General features: G+C 36.6%; 17 protein-coding genes and 1 other annotated feature. Of the genes, 3 read left to right on the top strand and 14 right to left on the bottom strand.

What is annotated here, in order from left to right; all coding sequences use genetic code 11:
* Positions 1-2,104 precede the first annotated feature (2,104 nt).
* The 10 genes from ACESSZ_RS14370 to ACESSZ_RS14325 all read right to left on the bottom strand — a co-directional run bounded on the left by ACESSZ_RS14370 (position 2,105) and on the right by ACESSZ_RS14325 (position 10,951).
* Entirely contained in the window at positions 2,105-2,710 is a 606-nt protein-coding gene (locus ACESSZ_RS14370) for a thymidine kinase (RefSeq protein WP_008691231.1), read from the bottom strand.
* 216 nt (positions 2,711-2,926) lie between these two features.
* The gene (gene rpmE / locus ACESSZ_RS14365; RefSeq protein WP_008691228.1) at positions 2,927-3,130 is read right to left on the bottom strand and encodes a 50S ribosomal protein L31; all 204 of its coding nucleotides are present in this window, start codon (positions 3,128-3,130) and stop codon (positions 2,927-2,929) included.
* Positions 3,131-3,309: 179 nt separating this feature from the next.
* Positions 3,310-4,764 carry an ABC transporter permease gene (locus ACESSZ_RS14360; RefSeq protein WP_226897130.1) on the bottom strand — a complete coding sequence of 485 codons (1,455 nt, stop codon included), beginning with the start codon at positions 4,762-4,764 and terminating at the stop codon, positions 3,310-3,312.
* Entirely contained in the window at positions 4,757-5,647 is an 891-nt protein-coding gene (locus ACESSZ_RS14355; protein ID WP_008691225.1) for an ABC transporter ATP-binding protein, read from the bottom strand. Before ACESSZ_RS14355 ends, ACESSZ_RS14360 begins: the two co-directional genes overlap by 8 nt.
* Positions 5,640-6,011, bottom strand: coding sequence for a GntR family transcriptional regulator (locus tag ACESSZ_RS14350; RefSeq protein ID WP_008691224.1), 372 nt, complete (start codon positions 6,009-6,011; stop codon positions 5,640-5,642). Before ACESSZ_RS14350 ends, ACESSZ_RS14355 begins: the two co-directional genes overlap by 8 nt.
* A gap of 318 nt (positions 6,012-6,329) precedes the next feature.
* Entirely contained in the window at positions 6,330-6,518 is a 189-nt protein-coding gene (locus ACESSZ_RS14345) for a hypothetical protein (protein WP_008691222.1), read from the bottom strand.
* 6 nt (positions 6,519-6,524) lie between these two features.
* On the bottom strand, positions 6,525-6,716 hold the full coding sequence (locus ACESSZ_RS14340) for a hypothetical protein (RefSeq protein ID WP_008977731.1): 192 nt from the start codon (positions 6,714-6,716) through the stop codon (positions 6,525-6,527).
* Positions 6,717-8,747 (bottom strand): methionine--tRNA ligase, encoded by a 2,031-nt coding sequence (gene metG / locus ACESSZ_RS14335; RefSeq protein ID WP_226897131.1) that lies wholly within the window; start codon positions 8,745-8,747, stop codon positions 6,717-6,719.
* Positions 8,721-8,926: a binding site (T-box leader), on the bottom strand. It overlaps the preceding gene by 27 nt.
* 230 nt (positions 8,927-9,156) lie before the next feature.
* Complete coding sequence (locus ACESSZ_RS14330) at positions 9,157-10,662, bottom strand: RDD family protein (protein WP_008691219.1); 1,506 nt, start codon at positions 10,660-10,662, stop codon at positions 9,157-9,159.
* Positions 10,637-10,951: a hypothetical protein gene (locus tag ACESSZ_RS14325; RefSeq protein WP_008691218.1), complete on the bottom strand. Its 315-nt coding sequence runs from the start codon at positions 10,949-10,951 to the stop codon at positions 10,637-10,639. The genes ACESSZ_RS14330 and ACESSZ_RS14325 overlap by 26 nt, the downstream gene beginning before the upstream one ends.
* A 135-nt stretch (positions 10,952-11,086) precedes the next feature.
* Here ACESSZ_RS14325 and ACESSZ_RS14320 point away from each other — a divergent pair, with 135 nt between their 5' ends.
* The gene (locus ACESSZ_RS14320; RefSeq protein WP_008691217.1) at positions 11,087-11,788 is read left to right on the top strand and encodes a VanZ family protein; all 702 of its coding nucleotides are present in this window, start codon (positions 11,087-11,089) and stop codon (positions 11,786-11,788) included.
* A 31-nt stretch (positions 11,789-11,819) separates the two neighbouring features.
* Here the strand turns inward: ACESSZ_RS14320 and fba are convergent, their stop codons facing one another.
* From fba to ACESSZ_RS14300, 4 genes are all read right to left on the bottom strand, one after another.
* Positions 11,820-12,689: a class II fructose-1,6-bisphosphate aldolase gene (gene fba, locus ACESSZ_RS14315; protein ID WP_008691216.1), complete on the bottom strand. Its 870-nt coding sequence runs from the start codon at positions 12,687-12,689 to the stop codon at positions 11,820-11,822.
* Between the two features lie 124 nt (positions 12,690-12,813).
* Positions 12,814-13,137: a DNA-directed RNA polymerase subunit delta gene (gene rpoE / locus ACESSZ_RS14310; RefSeq protein ID WP_008691215.1), complete on the bottom strand. Its 324-nt coding sequence runs from the start codon at positions 13,135-13,137 to the stop codon at positions 12,814-12,816.
* Positions 13,138-13,154: 17 nt separating this feature from the next.
* On the bottom strand, positions 13,155-14,798 hold the full coding sequence (argS, locus tag ACESSZ_RS14305) for an arginine--tRNA ligase (protein WP_008691214.1): 1,644 nt from the start codon (positions 14,796-14,798) through the stop codon (positions 13,155-13,157).
* Positions 14,795-15,187 carry a DUF1934 family protein gene (locus ACESSZ_RS14300; protein ID WP_017144535.1) on the bottom strand — a complete coding sequence of 131 codons (393 nt, stop codon included), beginning with the start codon at positions 15,185-15,187 and terminating at the stop codon, positions 14,795-14,797. Before ACESSZ_RS14300 ends, argS begins: the two co-directional genes overlap by 4 nt.
* 822 nt (positions 15,188-16,009) lie before the next feature.
* On the opposite strand from ACESSZ_RS14300, the gene ACESSZ_RS14295 reads away from it, so the two are divergent.
* The gene (locus tag ACESSZ_RS14295; RefSeq protein ID WP_008691212.1) at positions 16,010-17,875 is read left to right on the top strand and encodes a transglycosylase domain-containing protein; all 1,866 of its coding nucleotides are present in this window, start codon (positions 16,010-16,012) and stop codon (positions 17,873-17,875) included.
* Positions 17,876-18,101: 226 nt separating this feature from the next.
* On the top strand, positions 18,102-19,301 hold the full coding sequence (locus ACESSZ_RS14290) for a C40 family peptidase (RefSeq protein ID WP_008691209.1): 1,200 nt from the start codon (positions 18,102-18,104) through the stop codon (positions 19,299-19,301).
* Positions 19,302-19,632 lie beyond the last annotated feature (331 nt).

The following is a 19,632-nucleotide window of genomic DNA, read 5'->3' as shown; positions in this document are numbered from 1 at the left end:
AATGGAGAATGTTTAATAAAATAAATAAAGCTATTACTAAAAAACACAGTTGATTTCATCTTGACAAATTAATAAAAATCAGTAAAATATAGTCATCAGGACAATGCCTTCGGGCAAAGAAAAGGGAACGACCGAGTATCGTTCCCTTTTTGACGTTTAAAGGAGTTCAGGACAATGAGAGAATGGCTAATGGAAACCTGCTCGTGTGATAAGGACCACGGCAGGGCTATCTTACGCTTCAATAAATCAATTATCTGCTAGTACGCAGGTATTCGATCCATATCAGCAGAAAGATAAATAAATATACCAAATCCACTGTCATTTCCTCCCATAACTACGCCACACTCAATATGTGCCATTAGTTAGACCTCCTTCCTTTTTATATACGACACGAGCGAGTAAAAAACATAAAGAAAATGAAAAGAGTTTATTTTTCTAAAACCACCTTTTAAATCCACCTTTATTATCTTGACAAATTATTGAAAATCAGTAAAATATAGTCATCAGGACAATGCCTTCGGGCAAAGGAAAGGGAACGATTCTCGGTCGTTCCCTTTTTGACGTTTAAAGGAGTTCAGGACAATGAGAGAATGGCTAATGGAAACCTGTATGTGTGATAAGGACCACAACAGGGCTATTTTACACTTCAATAAATCAATTATCTGCTAGTACGCAGATATTCAATCCATATCAGCAGAAAGATAAATAAATATACCAAATCCACTGTCATTTCCTCCCATAACTACGCCACACTCAATATGTGCCATTAGTTAGACCTCCTTCAATTTATATACGACATAAACGAGTGAAAAACGTAAAGAATATGAAAAGAGCTTATTTTTTCTGAACCCTCCTTTATTGTCTTGACAAATTATTGAAAATCAGTAAAATATAGTCATCAGGACAATGCCCTCGGGCAAAGGAAAGGGAACGACCTCGAATCGTTCCCTTTTTGACGTAAAAAGGAGTTCAGGACAATGAGAGAATGGCTAATGGAAACCTGAATGTGTGATAAGGACCGCAACAGGGCTATCTTACGCTTCGATAAATCAATTATCTGCTAGTGCGCAGATATTCGATCCATATCAGCAGAAAGATAAATAAATATACCAAATCCACTGTCATTTCCTCCCATAACTACGCCACACTCAATATGTGCCATTAGTTAGACCTCCTTCCTTTTTATATACGACATAAACGAGTGAAAAACGTAAAGAATATGAAAAGAGCTTATTTTTTCTGAACCCTCCTTTATTGTCTTGACAAATTATTGAAAATCAGTAAAATATAGTCATCAGGACAATGCCCTCGGGCAAAGGAAAGGGAACGATTCGTGGTCGTTCCCTTTTTGACGTTTAAAGGAGTTCAGGACAATGAGAGAATGGCTAATGGAAACCTGCTCGTGTGATAAGGACCACGGCGGGGCTATCTTACACTTCAATAAATCAATTATCTGCTAGTGCGCAGATATTCGATCCATATCAGTAGAAAGATAAATAAATATACCAAATCCACTGTCATTTCCTCCCATAACTACGCCACACTCAATATGTGCCATTAGTTAGACCTCCTTCCTTTTTATATACGACACGAGCGAATAAAAAACGTAAAGATGAAGAAAAGAAATCATTTTTTTAAATACGACTACTTTATCTTGACAAACTATAGGAAATCAGTAAAATATAGTCATCAGGACAATGCCTTCGGGCAAAGGAAAGGGAACGATGGTGGTCGTTCCCTTTTTGACGCTTAAAGGAGTTCAGGACAATGAGAGAATGGCTAATGGAAACCTGCTCGTGTGATAAGGACCACGGCGGGGCTATCTTACGCTTCAATAAATCAATTATCTGCTAGTACGCAGATATTCAATCCATATTAGCAGAAAGATAAATAAATATACCAAATCCACTGTCATTTCCTCCCATAACTACGCCACACTCAATATGTGCCATTAGTTAGACCTCCTTCCTTTTTATATACGACACAAACAAGTGAAAAACGTAAATTTCTTATCATGAATTATCTAAAACAAAAAAAGTCAAATGACAAAGACATTTAAAAAGATGAACGTTATCAAATTAATAAATCAAACGCTCATCTTTTCTTATTTCTTCATTTCTACATGTATTTGAGGTCGTCCTTCTACCTCATGACAATGACGACATCTAGCCTCATATTGTTCACTGGCTCCCACAACGATAATAGGATCATCATAACTTGCAGGCTTACCATTTACCAAACGCTGTGTCCGTGTAGCAGGTGCTCCACACTTTGTACAAACAGCAGTCAGTTTCGTAACAAATTCCGCGTGCGTGAATAATTCCGGCATAACACTAAATGGAACACCGCGAAAATCCATATCTAATCCAGCCGCCATGACACGCTTGCCGCGATCAGCAAAATAGTCACAAATCTGCACAATTTCTTCATCGAAAAACTGTACTTCATCAATAGCAATTACATCATAACTGTCATCTATGTAATCAAAAATTTCTCTTGCCTTACTGATGTTAAAGCTTTTTACACTGCTTCCGGCATGTGATACAACGCATTCCTCACTATAACGATTATCAATCTTCGGTTTAAAAACAGCTATTTTTTTCTTAGCATATTCCAACACCTTGATTCTACGAATCAATTCTTCTGTTTTTCCTGCAAACATACAGCCACTGATGACTTCCAGCCACCCTTCACGATATTGTTGATACATATCTTTTCACCTCATTACAACAGTATCTATTATAACGAATTTATGTGGGAAATGGTAGAAATAAACATAAGAAATTATCATATTTCCCAAATACTTTTTCAATATGTAACATCTGCTTATTGATTGGAAACAATTGCCTCAATACCATTCAATTATGAAAGGCTAGGCTTCCCTATGAAAGAAAAAAAGAGGTTACCCTCTTTTTTATGTGTGTTCTTATTTAAGTCCGTATTTCTTGTTAAACTTCTCGATACGTCCCTGGGCAGCAGCAAATCTCTGACGACCAGTGAAGAATGGATGACAGTTTGAGCAAGTATCAACACGTAATTCTTTCGCTGTTGAACCTGTTTCAAATTCAGCTCCACAAGAAGTACATTTCACCATGATACGGTGGTATTCTGGGTGAATTCCTTTTTTCATAATTTTACTCTCCTTCCGCCTTAGACCTCAGGTGGGTCCAAAGTAAGTGCTATACCATTATAGCAACACTTTTTTCAAATCGCAAGTGTTTCTCGCGAAAAAGATGGTAAAATACATTAAATTTTTATAGCCATTCCCCTCTTCATAATCATCATAAGAAAGGCTTATGGCAGAATTCATTAATAATTTATCACATCATTTGAAACAGTATACGTATAGTCTACGGATGCGTTGATCTTACCTTGCTTAGCCTCTTCATGATATTCATCAAATTTAGGTAGGATGATTCCCTTTGTTACAGCATCTCCTATACTATAAGTTCGACTCATATATCGTCCGTTACGATACGTATATAGGAAGGTAATTTGTGTTGAGCCACCCTCATGCTTATCTGTGCAGACATCTAGCACATCATTGTGCAGCTCATAGATGCTTTTATTTAACGTTTCATTCTTTGTCTTACCTACTAAGGAAAGTCCATTTATAGTCGTTTTATTATGGTTAATTTCTTGGCTCATTACAACTTCTATATTTACCGAACTTACTTTTTCCAACTGTGGTAATTCTTGTACTACGCCAAAGCCATGTGTATATTGGAATGCCTGACCAAATGCTGCACTGCCAATAAGCAGACCGACAAAGACAGTAATCGTTTTTATATTTAAGACGATTTTCCTTTTTGAAAAGAAAACAAGGAATAAATACATAAAGAATATAATCGTTAACCCGACAAGCAGAGAAACACCTCTCGCTGTTTGGACAGCTAGAATCATACAGAAGGTTACGATAAGAATAATGAATGAATAGCCCAACCAGAATGTTGTACGCTGCTCACTATCTTCAGCTTTTCGATTGATAAAATAGTGATAGGCGAAATAAAGAGCAATCGCACAGAGGATGATCCAATAAAAGATGGATAACCAATCTGGTGAATAATCAAAAAGGTAAGCTACATTTCGCAATGCCGCATAAGGAAGACTTAGAAACGTTAAAATAGTATCTGTATTAAAGATATATTCTATATAGTTCCCATAGCCTAGTGTGATGACATTTACCTGTTCCTTTAAGAAGATGTTCATCGAAATGTATAAGATAAAAGGTAAAATCACATAAGTTCCACTAATAAATAAAGCATCCATCATCGTGTTACATCGAATACACAAAAAGCAAATGATAGCTTGTATACATAACATGAAGATAGCAAAGAAACCCATGACCTTGATGTTCATTAAGATTGTTGAGGATAACACATTCATGAATTGGCTGGCAATGATCGAAGTTGATAAAAAGTATACTGCAATCGGGATCAGGATAGCCAGATAGCCAAAGAGAAAGGTTGTAGAGAATAATTCCTTTTTACGAATCGGCAAGCCGAAATATAAATCACAGCTGCGTTTCCGATAAAGGAAGCGAAAGAAATAAATTGGCACAAACATCGAAATACTAATACCACAGAACCCACTCATTGCAGTGACAAATGTTTGTACTTCGCTGTAAGCAGTAAAATCATTTATCGTGAAAATGGTAGTAAAGAAACAGATACAAATAAATAAGATTGCCCAGATCAGAATAAGCAGGCGTCGATTACTTTTATATAAATATTTGAAATATTGTTGATTAAAGAGCTTATTCATACAGACCATACCCCTTTCTCTCCATTTCATAAATAAAGATTTCTTCTAAATTCACCGGCAGTATTTCCATCATCAATGGATTCATGGTTTTTAAATAATTCTGAATCTTATCAATATTGCCTTTTGCGACAAGATTCACGACTTTGGATTGAATATGAATGGATAACAGATCAAGCTGAGCAAAGTCTTCTTTCTCTTTTTCTTTTGGGAAAGCCAGTTGAATCTTATGGATATTATCCTTTGTTGTATCTAAATCACCACTGGTAGAAATGTTCCCATTTTCCAAAATACCAAAGCTATCACAAATATCCTCCATCTCTCGTAAATTGTGTGAGCTGATAATCACGGTCATTTCTTTTTCTTCAATCATTTCCATGATAGCTCGTTTAAAGGTAAGACGCATAATAGGATCTAACCCATCAAAGGCTTCATCTAAAAATAAATATTTAGGTGCAATCGCAAGCGCAATGGCAATAAAAGCTTGTCGCTTCATACCTTTGGAGAAATCTGCCATCGGTTTTTTCTCATCTAATTTAAAGATTGAAAGAAACTGATGATAAATACGTTCATTGAATTGCGGATACCATACTTTATAAAATTCTTTCATATCTGCTATGCTGGCATGGAAGAAATAATGTGGATCATCACTGATCATTAGGATATTTTGTTTTACTTCAGGGTTTTCATATACATTGTTTCCATCATACAAAACCCCACCGACATCCGGTTTCACGATTCCTGACAATATGCGCAGCAATGTAGATTTTCCGGCACCATTGGGCCCGATCAAACCAAATACACTACCATCCGGAATGTTCAGATTTACATCTGTTAACACGATATGAGAACCAAAATTTTTAGATAACGCTTTTATTTCAATCATGATATTCCTCCTCATAAACTTCATTGATTGTCTGATAAAGACCATCTTTCCCAATATGATATTTCTTCATTTCTTTTACCTTATCTTTAAATTCCTTCATTTTTTCTAAGCGAATCTGTGCGTCTGTATCATTATCTGAGATAAAGCAGCCTTTCCCTTTCACGGTATAAATATAGCCTTGTGTTTCCAATTCCTGATATGCCTTGGCAACCGTATTGGGATTTACACCTAATTGTGATGCAAGCGAACGTACAGAGGGTAACTTGTCATTAGGTGACAAGACCTGAATGGAGATAAATTCCAATATCTGTTTTTTTAATTGTTCAAATATTGGCGTTTTACTTTGTACATCTATGAGAAACATCATCTCACCTCCAACTGTATTACTGTATCTAGTACACTAATACAGTATACCATATTTTCATATCTGTCAAGGATCGATATGTATTTCTTTTATATTTCTCTTCAATCGCCTTTAAGCTATTATCATTTGTAAGCCTATTTCTTACTAACAACAGATGATGAAAAGTGATAACGGAACTTAGCTAATTCACAAATTATCAATTTTTTTGACGGCGAAACTAAGATATTGAAATTATCGTAAGAAATAATTGTTCCTTCTACATCACAATAAGATTTTCCATAACAATTAAAAATAATAAAAAAAGAAGCACAAAGACGATCAATCTTCATGCTCCTTCATAAGTTTTTTCACCATGAGATATCTGGCAATTCCCATAGCCAATAAAATACTACCAATCAAAAGAAATGCGATGTTACTAGAGGACAGCCCTTTTAAGAGAAAGCCACCACCGGCTATCATCAAAACAACTGCAGCGCTATACAATGCGGTTTTTTGTTTCACATCCATATAGCCTTATTCATCTCCATGCTTCATAAAAGCAATTGCAAAGATAATCAGACGAATCACTGCGATAATCAATAAAACAGCCGCTATAACGGAAAAAACGATTTGATCCGTGTGTACTCCATGATAAATAAAATAGATGGAGATAAAAATCAATAAGATATCCGTTCCCATTGACAACATCACATACTTGCTATCCAATTAGCTCACCTTCGTTCCATTTGGCAAATCTTTTAAAATTGTCACAATATCTAAATCCTTATCATTGCTTGCGCAAAGAATCATACCCTGACTCTCTACTCCACGCAATTTCACCGGTTTCAGATTGCTGACGACAACGACTTTTTTACCAATGACATCTTTTGGTTCAAATGTTTTTGCGATACCACTGACGATCTGACGTGTTTCTGTTCCCAAATCGATTTGTTCAACAAGCAAACGATCCGCTTTCGGATGTTTTTCGGCCGCAATAATCGTACCTACCTTTAATTCAATCTTTGTGAAATCATCAATAGTGATTTCAGAAGGTTCAATTGCTTCTTTCTTTTCTGCTTTTTTGCTTGCTTTAGCAGCTTCCTTTGCTTCTTTTGCTTTATCCTTTTCTAAGGTTTCCATAAATTCTTTGACATCGATACGGGCAAACAGAATTTCTGGTTTCGCATCTACTGTATGTCCACATTCCAAATTACCGAATTCTTCCAGACTTTCAGCTGAACGCTCTGATGTACTTAATTCATCCAGAATTTTTTCAGCAGTTTCCGGCATAAAGCTGCTTAGTAAGACAGCGGCAATACGAATGCTTTCCAATAGGTTGTACAATACAGTTGCCAAGCGATCTTTCTTACTTTCATCTTTACCTAATACCCAAGGTGTTGTTTCATCAATATATTTATTGCAACGCTTTAATAAAGTAAAGATTTCTTCAATGGCATCACCGACATGCAATGTTTCCATTTTCTTAGCTACTCGTTTTGGTGTATCCAACGCTAAGTCCATTAGTTCCTTATCAATATCCTCGCGTTCTAATGGATTAGAAATCACACCATTAAAATATTTATTCTGCATAGAAATCGTACGGTTTACCAGATTTCCCAAGACATTTGCTAAATCAGAATTTATTCGTTCTACCATCAAATCCCAGGTAATAGTTCCATCCTGTGCAAATGGCATCTCATGCAATACGAAATAACGTACCGCATCCACACCAAAATAGTGGACCAATTCATCCGCATAAATGGCATTGCCTTTTGATTTTGACATCTTGCCATCGCCAACCAACAGCCAAGGATGACCGAACACCTGTTTTGGCAGTGGTTCCCCTAAGGCCATCAGCATGATTGGCCAATATATCGTATGGAAACGAAGAATATCCTTACCTATGATATGCACATCTGCCGGCCAATATTTCTTATAGTTTTCGCCATGATTACCATCAGCATCATAGCCCAGAGAAGTGATATAGTTACTCAATGCATCAATCCAAACATACACAACATGATCTGGATCAAAGTCTACCGGTATACCCCATTTAAAAGATGTACGGGAAACACATAGATCCTGTAATCCCGGTTTTAAGAAGTTATTGATCATTTCATTCTTACGAGATTCTGGCTGAATGAATTCCGGATGTTCCTCAATATGCTTGATTAGCTTAGGTGCATATTTTTGCAAATTGAAGAAGTAAGCTTCTTCTGTTGCCTTTTGTACAGGTCTGCCACAATCCGGACATTTTCCATCAATCAATTGACTCTCGGTCCAGAAAGATTCACATGGAGTACAATACATGCCTTCATATTTTCCTTTATAGATATCGCCTTGTTCATACAGTTTTTTGAAGATTTTCTGTACTTGACGTTCATGTCCTTCATCCGTTGTACGTACAAAATAATCATAAGAAGTATTCATCATATCAAAATTCTTACGTACGATATCGGCAACTTTATCTACGAATTCCTTTGGTGTTACACCGGCTTCTTTTGCCTTTTCTTCAATCTTTTGTCCATGTTCATCCGTTCCGGTTTGGAAGAACACATCATAGCCTTGCTGACGTTTATATCTGGCAATGGCATCGGTTAATACAATTTCATATGTATTCCCAATGTGTGGTCTGCCGGATGTATACGTAATTGCAGTTGTGATATAATATTTACCTTTTTTACATTCTTTACACATAACATACGCCTCCTTATAAAAAAAAAACTTCCGCCAAAGGACGAAAGTTCGTGGTACCACCTTTATTTATGTACTTGCTGTACACCTTAACATCGTTAACGCCGATGCTACGTTTTTTCCTGACTATTCAGAAAAACGGTTCCAGGGCCATCTTCTTTTTATTTCACCTGTGAATTTTCACCAGCCATTCACTCTCTGTAAGGCTTTCATAAAAATACTCTTCCTGTCTTTACCTTTCTATCAGTTATCATTATATAGAATATTCTGCCCATTGGCAAGGTTTTCAAAACGAAATCACGAAAAAAGATGAAGATATAAAAGCCTTACCTGTGTGCTTATGTAGATGGCACTGCTCCTTACAAGAATATTGAAAGCTTCCTTTTTTGATAATGAGATGTAAAGTCCTCGATTTTCCTTTCTATCGCCTCATCTAAACAAATCTTATGAAAAAGAAGAGATTACTCTCTTCTTACTCTTTCGCGTAAAGCAACATATCGATGAGTGGCTCTGCTTCTTTTGGACAATGACACTCTCCAATTGTTCTGCCCGTACCTTCTTTATAAAAATCACTTCCACAAGTAATCAGCAATTTTCGATCTTTCGCCAATTGCATTAACGTTGCCATTTCTTTGCGTTTATAATCTGGACGGAATACTTCCAAACCTTCTATCCCCATCTGTAATGCAAGTATCAGGAGATTTTCATCTTTTTCAAATAAAGGATATGGATTTGCCAGGATGGCAATACCATTACTTAAGGAAATTACATCTAAGACGTCCTGTAAAGATGGATGTTTTGCGTTTACATGACATGGTTTCCCTTGCGCAAAATAATCAGTTGCTAACTGGTGATAAGGATTTTTCATTTTCCCTAATAAATAGGGTTTTATTATCTCACAGTCTTGAAAACGCGGATGATTTAAAACATGACGTGCAATCATTTCACCGGATATCTGTTGAAAACGGTTATTTTCCAACAAATCATCTACATGGATTTGCTTTCCAAGATATTGTTCAAATAGACGCACACGCTGTATACTAGCACGTTTTTCCGCCAATAAAGCATCATTTTCAATCGTTCTATACAATTCATTTTGATAATCTACAAAATAACCAAGCACATGTACTGTATGCCCATGCAGATCGGCTAAAATTTCCACACCATTCACATAACGTATTCCATACAATTCACTCATTCGTAAAGCGATGGCATTTGATTTTGTTGTATTTAGATCTGTGATCGAAATGGTTTTAAGTCCTTGACGTTTTGCGCTCTGAAAAATTTCTTCGATATTATAGTCAGCACCAATACTGAAATTGGAATGAATATGCAAATCAACGCTATTTATAGAAACGGTTTTCTGAGCAGCTGCTTCACTAATCGATGGTTGTTTTACCGTTTCTTTTACTGACTCTGCTATAAAAGTAGAACCTACGATTTTAACCACACAGGTACGTGTCAGAAAATCAATTAAGGAGCGATGTTTTTTGTCCGCTAGTACCACGATGCCATTTAACAGCCAATATGCCATAACACCAAAAATACTAGTGAATAGCATCAACACTACAAATGGTATTGCAAAACCAATAAGATCTCGCATATACATCTGACGAATATTCGCTTTCTTTCCACTGATGCTGATAAGCTGAAAATCATATAAATACATTCCCAGACTCTGTCCACCTGTTTTACGACAAATGATAGTATTTAAAAAGAAAATGGACCCGATCATCATGACACCGACAATCACATTCACAACTTTCACACCAGAAAAGCTCATTAAGCTTCCTAAGACGGCAAGCATGACAATATTCCATAACATCATGGGAGATAAAGCTACACTCACATCTAACATAAAAGAAAGAAGTCTGTCACCGAAATCTTTCTTTTCAATATAACGATATTTCTGAACTGAGGTTCCTATTTTTTTCTTTACTTTCTGCATAGTTTCACCCAATTTCTTCACTTTTTTCATAACGCAGGATACCTGCTTTTACACATAGCCATTCCATGAGTGCAGCACTCACGAAAGAAACACCTAATATATAAATAAACTTAACATCAATCGTTTTCCCCTGTAAGAGCTGTAAACTGCTACTAACAGCAATTGCCACAGATACGAATGGTATGAGCATATATTTTTTAACACTCATCGTATTCAATTGATACTTCTGATGGCAAGATGGGCAGACGATATGCACATTCCCCTTTAGGATACTTAGTTTTATTGGGGCATGGCATTGTTCACAAGTATATAATTTCATTATCTTAAACCTCACATGCATATTATACTACAGATTCATGATTTGTATATGCTTTAAGAAAAGTTTAAGGTTTCTTATCTTGCAACATCGCATAAAATCTTATATGATAAAGTCCTATGAAAGGAGCGGACTCTTATGGTACAAAAGCATCAAAAAATAATAGATTTTCTACTGTTCGGCATCTTACCGGCCGGACTGATTCATACCTTATATCTGCTCTTGTTTAAAACACCTTTTTCCAACGATGCCATATTGATGATTACTGGCTCTATCATCGTGTTGGGAATCCTCCCATGGATATTTTACCACACTCATGAAAACGAGGATATTCTCCATGATGCACAACATCAGATATGGATGTTGCTGTTTCTAGTATATGTCTTCCAATTGGCTTATTTGTTATTTTTTTCAGCTGATTTTGCGCGCGATAAAGTAAATCTGTTGGATGGAAATTATGGAACGGCCTTGCAGATACAGTGGGAAAACGGAACCAATCTTATGCCCTTTAAAACCATTAAGCAGATGATGATTATTTTCGATATACCAGCCATTTCCAATCAAATCGCTATTATCAATTTATTTGGTAATTTCATTGCATTTATGCCTTTTTCCTTCTTTTTACCAAAGTTATTTCCATGTATGAAGAAAGCTAGATGTTATCTTCCCTGTATAGCATGTATCATAATCGCAGTTGAAGTAACACAGTTTTTCACCTTAACCGGTACGATGGATATTGATGATTTCATTCTGAATTTTGGCGGTGCCTTATTATGTTATCTTCCCTTATACAGTATCTACCATCTGCATAATCAACCATATAAAAACACATCACTTTAAAGGATGTGTTTTTCATTTTCTGATTTGTATATTATTCAGCTTTACCAGCAGAACCAAATTCTTCCATCATAGCAATAACTTTTGCTTTGATTGCATCAGCACCTGGTTTTAACAATTTACGAGGGTCATAACCTTTACCTTCTGTGTCTTTACCAGCTTCGATGTATTCACGAGTTGCAGCTGCGAAAACCAACTGTAATTCTGTGTTAACGTTAATCTTAGATACACCTAAAGAGATAGCTTTTGCGATCTGATCTGCAGGGATACCTGAACCACCGTGTAATACTAATGGCTTACCATTTGTAACATTCTGGATTTCGCCCAGACGTTCAAAGTTCAATCCAGCCCAATTTGCAGGATATTTACCATGGATATTACCGATACCAGCAGCCAAGAAATCAACGCCTAATTCAGCAATTGTCTTACATTCCTGAGGATCAGCTAATTCACCCATGGAAGTAACACCGTCTTCTTCACCACCGATGCCACCAACTTCACATTCAATAGATAAACCTTTTGAATGAGCCAGTTCGATCATTTCTTTTGATTTTTCTAAGTTTTCTTCAAATGCATAATGAGAACCATCAAACATTACTGAAGTGAAACCAGCTTCGATACATGCTTTCGCACCATCGTAAGAACCATGATCCAAGTGCAGAGCAACTGGAACTGTAATTCCCAAATTGTCGTGGATTTCTTTTACCATAGCGACTACGGTTTTAAATCCGCACATGTATTTAGCAGCACCTTCAGATACTCCTAACATAACTGGGGATTTTGCTTCCTCAGCTGCCAATAAGATTGCTTTCGTCCATTCCATGTTGTTGATGTTAAATGCACCAACAGCATAATGACCTTCATGTGCTTTGTTAAGCATTTCTGTTGCAGAAACTAATGCCATTTTAAATTCCTCCTTGTCAATTTTACACTCTTATTCTACTTCATTTTTATCTTTTTGAAAAGCTTTTCTGCCATATAATTTTGAAAATGCCTATAATATCAAAAGAAAGCATGGTACCCCATGCTTAGTATTCTTCATCCGCTGTTTTCTCAGCCACAGCTTCATGTTCAAATTCTTCATCACTTTCTTCGTCAATCAGAATTTCTTCTGTATCTACAACAACTTCATGATATGTGTGACGCTCACGCAGATCCCAGCGGTTTTCACCTACGCATACAAAACGATCGTCAAGAGACAAATCACTGTAGAACTGTGCGATATTATCCTCTTCTTGTTGTTTTGTAAAACCGGCAATCTGGCAGACTTCCTCCCATATTTTTAAAAATGTAACAGCCTTTTTCTTAGTTTTCATGAGATCGAAGGCTATATCAATCATTGCTTTTTTCATAGTAAACGCTTTTCCTCCTACATTTTTTCAATGGCATCAACACCAATCAGAAACAGTGCATTTTTTAATGTGATTCGTGTAGCTTTTAAAAGAGCCAGACGTTGTGCGGACAACGCTTCATGCTCAGGGTCAATAACTTTACATGCATTATAGAAACTATGGAAATGCTGGGCCAGTTTCTGTATATAGTTACATACTTTATGTGGCGCTCTTGTTTTAGCGGCATCACTTACGACATTTGTGAATTCATTGATATATTTCATCAATGAAATTTCTTTTTCATGCGTCAGCAAATCATAGTTTGTTGCTTCCTTAAAATCAGGTGCCTGACGTAAAATAGAGCATATTCTCGCATGTGCATACTGTGCATAGTATACTGGATTGTCATTGCTTTGTTTTCTTGCCAGACCAAGGTCAAAATCCAGATGCGTATCAACGGCACGTTGTACAAAGAAATAACGGACAGCATCAACGCCTACCTCATCACAGAGTTCACGTATGGTTACCGCATTCCCTAAACGTTTACTCATTTTCACTTCTTCACCGTTTTCTACAAGCCGAACCATCTGGATGATATCTACCTGCAATTTTTCAGGATCGTTTCCTAACGCCTGAATACTAGCCTTTAATCTTGGGATATAGCCATGATGATCAGCCCCCAGCAAATCAACAAGTAAGTCAAAACCACGGTCTAACTTATCCTTATGATATGCAATATCAGGTACCAGATATGTATAAGAACCGTCAGTTTTACGTAAAACACGATCTTTATCATCACCAAACTGTGTTGTTTTAAACCAAAGCGCACCTTCTTCTTCATAGGTCAGCCCTTTTTCATGCAACACTTCTAAGGCTTTTTCTACTTTTCCATCATCTCTGATCTTTTGTTCACTGCTCCAAACATCAAAATGAACGCGGAAATTATCCAGATCGCACTTAATCTTATCTAATTCAAACGCGATGCCTTTTTCTTTAAAGAACTTCAAATTTTCGTCATTTTCTTCTGCATACGTCTGACCATATGTTTGCGCAAGTTTAACGGCAATCTTTCTAACATCCTCGCCATGGTAACCATCTTCCGGTAATACAAATGGAAGACCTAAGTATTCACGGTAACGTGCCTGCAACGATTTTCCCAAGTTGACAATCTGATTACCGGCATCATTCACATAATACTCACGTGTCACATCATAACCACTTGCTTTCATTAAACGTGTAATACTGTCACCCCATGCAGCACCACGAGCATGACCAAGGTGTAAATCACCCGTTGGGTTCGCTGAAACATATTCTACATTTACGCGTTCATGATTTCCTGTTTCGTTATGTCCAAAGTTATCTCCTTGCGCCAATACGGTTTTAATAATCTGTGCAAGAGATGTATTTTTAATTTTGAAGTTTAAAAACCCCGGCCCGGCTATTTCGCAATGTTCAATAGCAGCTGCTTCCATATCCAGGTTTTGCTGCAACGCTTCCGCAATGACACGTGGATTGTTTTTCAATAATCTTGTCAGTTGCATGGCCAGGTTTGTAGAATAATCACCATGGCTTTTGTCTTTAGGGATTTCAATTACGATCTTTTCAATTTCCACTTCTGTATCAAACGCTTTTTTAGCAGCATCTGCTAACGCCTTCTTTAAGTTTGTTTCAATCTGATTCATGCCATAACCTCCTTCATCGTACATAAGAAACGAAAACTGTCGCTCACTTCCCCATTCACCATGACATCATATTCTACAGCGATAATATTATCCTTTTGAATATATTTATGCGTAAATAATGTAAGTTCTATGGTTCCATATTCCGAACGGATCGTTCCTCTTGTTTTTTCATTCTCCCGAAAGCATAATTCAGTTATCATTTCGCCACTGCGTTTTAGATAAAAACTATCTTGTTCTGCACGCACTTCCACCACGGTTGTTTGATCACTCTCTATATAATGAAAAGAAATGTTGTCTTGCTCTGGCAACAGTTCTAAATAGCCTTTAAATAAAATGTTTTTCTGCTTTGTACCCAGATGTGTCTGCTTTAACGTAACGTGTTTTTTCATGCTTTCACCACTTATCATGAGCATTATAGCAGAAATAGGCTAAGGTGCAAGCCTTTTTTATGGAAATTTAAACTTTTTTATGATTTTGTGCTTACCCTTACTTTTTTATTCAACATGATAATCTAATCATGGAATATTATTCTATAATTGGATGTTCTATTTTTATAATATGCAGTGTAGAAAGTTTTATTAAATCTTATTTTTTTAACCTTTTCCAAAACTTCGTTATCATATTTATCCAATTGAAACGAGGTATCTTCATCATTTGGATACAAGTTGAGTACTTTTTATTATGGCTTTTCCCTATCCTTATATTATATAGCGATTATTTTTGCACGCCCTTTTTTCATATTTCTCTTCCTTATAATATATAGGACCTTCTCTTGCAAAAGTCTTCCTTATATTATATAGAGCAATTTAGAGCAAAAACTCTTCCTTATAATATATAGGGGCATAAGAAAATCTCTTCCTTATAATATATATGTCTGTCATGCAGTTATATCGGTTGCTTTGATTCCTATATATCACATGTGGTGAATTCTTTCTAGACAAATCTATTCTTCTTCGCTATATTCCATTATTAGAATATATCCTTTTTATTGATTATAGAAAAAGAAATTAGATGCATCCTTTGCATATGTAACCTGTTTTTAAATATAAAAGCTTTACCTGCTTCTATACGCATAACTTTTCTGCACAAACGAAACAACATATATATTTATAATATTCTATTAATAGAATATATAGTTCTACGTCTTTCTGTATCAGTTTGTTTAAAAGACAAGGAGATGTTCAAACTAATATCGTAAAGAGGTGTCGCTTATGAAATGGTTTCGCAGAATTATCTTTGGCAGTATCTTTTTTATTCTTACGGCTTTTATCTTGTTATACACATATGCTTTCATAGACAGATTGCCCCTGGATGAGCAAAGAAAAAATATCACGATTTATGATTGCAATGGCAATGTCATGTATGAATCCAATTTTAAAAAAAATATGCAGTGGACTTCGATTGACGATATTCCTGAATTCATACAAGATGCCTTTATCAGTGTAGAAGATAAGCGCTTCTATTATCATGCCGGTTTTGATCCAGTTCGCATTATCAAAGCTTTATCAACAAATCTGGTACATGGGGATATTCTGCAAGGGGGTTCTACGATCACACAACAATATGCCAAAAATCTGTTCCTGACAAATGAACAAACGGTTTCACGCAAGATTCAAGAATTTTTCTATGCCACAAGACTAGAAATGCAATATAGTAAAAAAGATATTTTAGAAGGTTATTTAAACACGGCATACTTTGGACATGGCATTTACGGCATACAATCAGCTGCACATTATTTCTTTGATTCCGATATGAAAGATTTAAGCGTTGGGGAAACGGCCATGCTAGTAGGTATTCCAAATGGTCCCAGTATTTATTCCCCATACCTTCACAAAGAGAATGCCATTAAGCGACAACACCTCATTTTAAAACTTATGCGTGAACATGGGGTTATCACAAAAGCTGAAGAAGCACAAGCTCGCCAAGAACCTCTGGTCTTATCACAAAACCATAAAGATAGTCAAAATGGTCTGAACGAATATTACGTTGATGCCGTGATTGCAGAACTCAACGAACTATCCATCGACTTAGATCAAGAAATCCATGTACATACAAACTATGATCCAGATGTACAAGCGGCCTTAGACAAATCCATACGGGCTCACATGGATATGAATGATGAACTAGAAACCGCAGGTATCATCGTTCAGCCCTTTACTGGTAATATCCTGGCAATTGCCGGAGGAAAGGATTACACCATTTCCCAATATAACCGGGCCAGCCAGTCTTCGCGTCAAGTTGCCAGCACGATTAAACCACTGTTATATTACTGTGCCTTACAACAGGGCTTTACCCCAGCCACACAATTTACTTCACAGAAAACAACCTTTCGCCTTGCGAACAACGAAACTTATGCCCCAAGCAATTATGATGATCAATATGCCAATGCAAAAATCTCATTGATCAATGCCATATCATTAAGTGACAACATCTATGCCGTTAAAACTCATCTGTTTTTAGGTGAAGATACCCTGCATCAAGCACTATTGGATTTTGACATTAAACAATCACAGCCAAACCCAAGTGAAGCCTTAGGCACTGTGAATATGAATTTACTGGAGCTGTCGCGCATTTATACGACGTTTGCTTCTGAAGGGCTTTATGTTAAACCAACGATGATTTCATCTGTAACAAGCGATGATAAAGTTTTATATGAACATAAGACAACTCCTAAACGCATGCTGCAGCGAAATGAAACTTTACTGCTCTCACAATTGCTGACTTCAACTTTTGATATTCGCAATAAAGGCTATGCGTTTCCAAGTATGTATGGCTATCAGCCGAAAGTGACAATGGCTGCGAAATCTGGAACGAGTGATTGGGATTCCTTGGTCATGGGGTACAATCCGGAATATGTCATCGGGGTATGGTGTGGCTTTGATGATAATCGCAAGCTGGCAAAACAATATTATGCAAACAGTAAAAAGATCTTTCAGGATACAATCAACACACTGTATAAAAATCAGAAAAATATCTGGTATCAACCAAGTGATGATATCATGGAAGTACAAGTAAATCCGATTACGGGAGTACCTTCCAGTAACGGCTCTACCTACTGGTTTTTACGCAATAGCTGATAAATAGGGCTTTTTTGTCGAAAGTCAATAAAAAACAGGCAAATTTAAAAAAAAATAAAAAAAATTTTAAGAATTTTAAAAAATGTCATTAAGCCTTTGTTCATCGGTTAAATGCGGATTTCAAATGGGGTCGTAAAGTGACAAAAACGTAAGATTTTCAAAAAATGCGGGTTGCACGATTAAAAAGTCTTTGTTACAATGAGGACGTTGATGTCGAGGTGATAACATGAACTTTATCGAAAAGAACACAAAAAAAGTTGCTCTTGTCTTAGGAATTGCTACAGCGCTCTCTGCTGTTACAACAGTATATGCAGCATCCAATACAGACGGATGGCACGATGGCGTCTACATGGTAGATGGAAAAGTTAAAACAGCTTGGCTGTTTGAAGAAACAGGTGCTGTCTACTACCTGAATGATGAAGGTAGAGCTGTTACAGGATGGAAAACAATCAACGAAAGCACTTATTATTTCAACGCAAACGGTGAACGAGTAAGTGGTGACGTGGTGATTGATGGTCACAAGTACGCTTTCCAGAAAAACGGAAAACTGTTACTTGGATGGCAAGATGAAAACACTACATACTATAACCAGTATGGTGTAAAAGTTACCGGTGAACAGAAAATTGATGGTAAGACTTATAACTTTGATGCTAACGGCAACATCCAGAAAGGTTGGATGAAGCTGAATGGTAAAAAAGTCTACTTCAAAGAAGATGGTTCTCTGGCAACAAGTGAAACTAAGATTGATGGTAAAAAGTATAACTTCCAGTCTAACGGTACTTTAAAATCCGGTTGGACACATGAAAACGATATGATTCAGTACTATAACAAGTATGGCTATCGTTTAAAAGGTTGGCAGACCATTAAAGGTAAGAAGTACCTTTTCAGTAAGAATGGAAATGCCTACACAGATACGAAAAAAGATGGTTACAAATTCGATAAGAAGGGTGTAGCTAAGAAAATTAAGAAGAAAGCGAAAGCTGAAACAACAACTTATGAAACAGCAGCGTCTACTTCTTATTCAGCTCCAAAAAAGAATAACAATGCAAATTTGAACCCTGCTGGTCATGCCGGTAATGGTTCTGCTGCATCAATTGCATCTTCTTATGTAGGTTATAACTACGTATGGGGTGGTGCTAGTCCTGCTGGATTCGACTGTTCAGGTTTAATTTACTATGCATACAATCAAGTCGGAGTAAGCGTACCTAGATCTGGTTATGGCCAGGCTGGTATGGGTTCTGCGGTTTCTTACAACAACATGCAGTATGGAGATGTCATCGTTTGGGATGGCGGATCTCATGTGTCTATTTACATTGGTGGTGGACAGATGGTTCATGCAGCAAATCCTAGTATGGGTGTTATTGTAAGTGGTGTCAGTGAATGGGCTTCTTACGGACAGAGTATTACAGGAATTCGTAGAGTATAAAAAACAAAAAAAGAGAGTTTCTCTCTTTTTTGCTTATTTACATTAGGTATTTCTATCTAAAGTCTCCTAAATCGATGTTTTTAAGCGATTTAAGAGACTTTTTTTATTTTCCGCAACATCTTCCTATTGAATCTCGTTTCTCTTCTTAAAACGAATAAATCTTAATTTTTCTTAAGTAACTACTTTCATCTGCTCATCTTCATCCACATCATCTCTCATCACAACCCTTTTTTTCTTCTTCCCCCTTCCTCATACAAATCGAGTAGGGTGAAATAAATCACCCTCTCACACCACCGTACGTACGGTTCCGTATACGGCGGTTCGTTTTAAT

The organism is Eubacterium sp. 3_1_31 (assembly GCF_964249515.1).
Lineage (GTDB): Bacteria > Bacillota_I > Bacilli_A > Erysipelotrichales > Erysipelotrichaceae > Longicatena > Longicatena caecimuris.
This window is presented reverse-complemented; position numbering and strand designations above follow the sequence as displayed.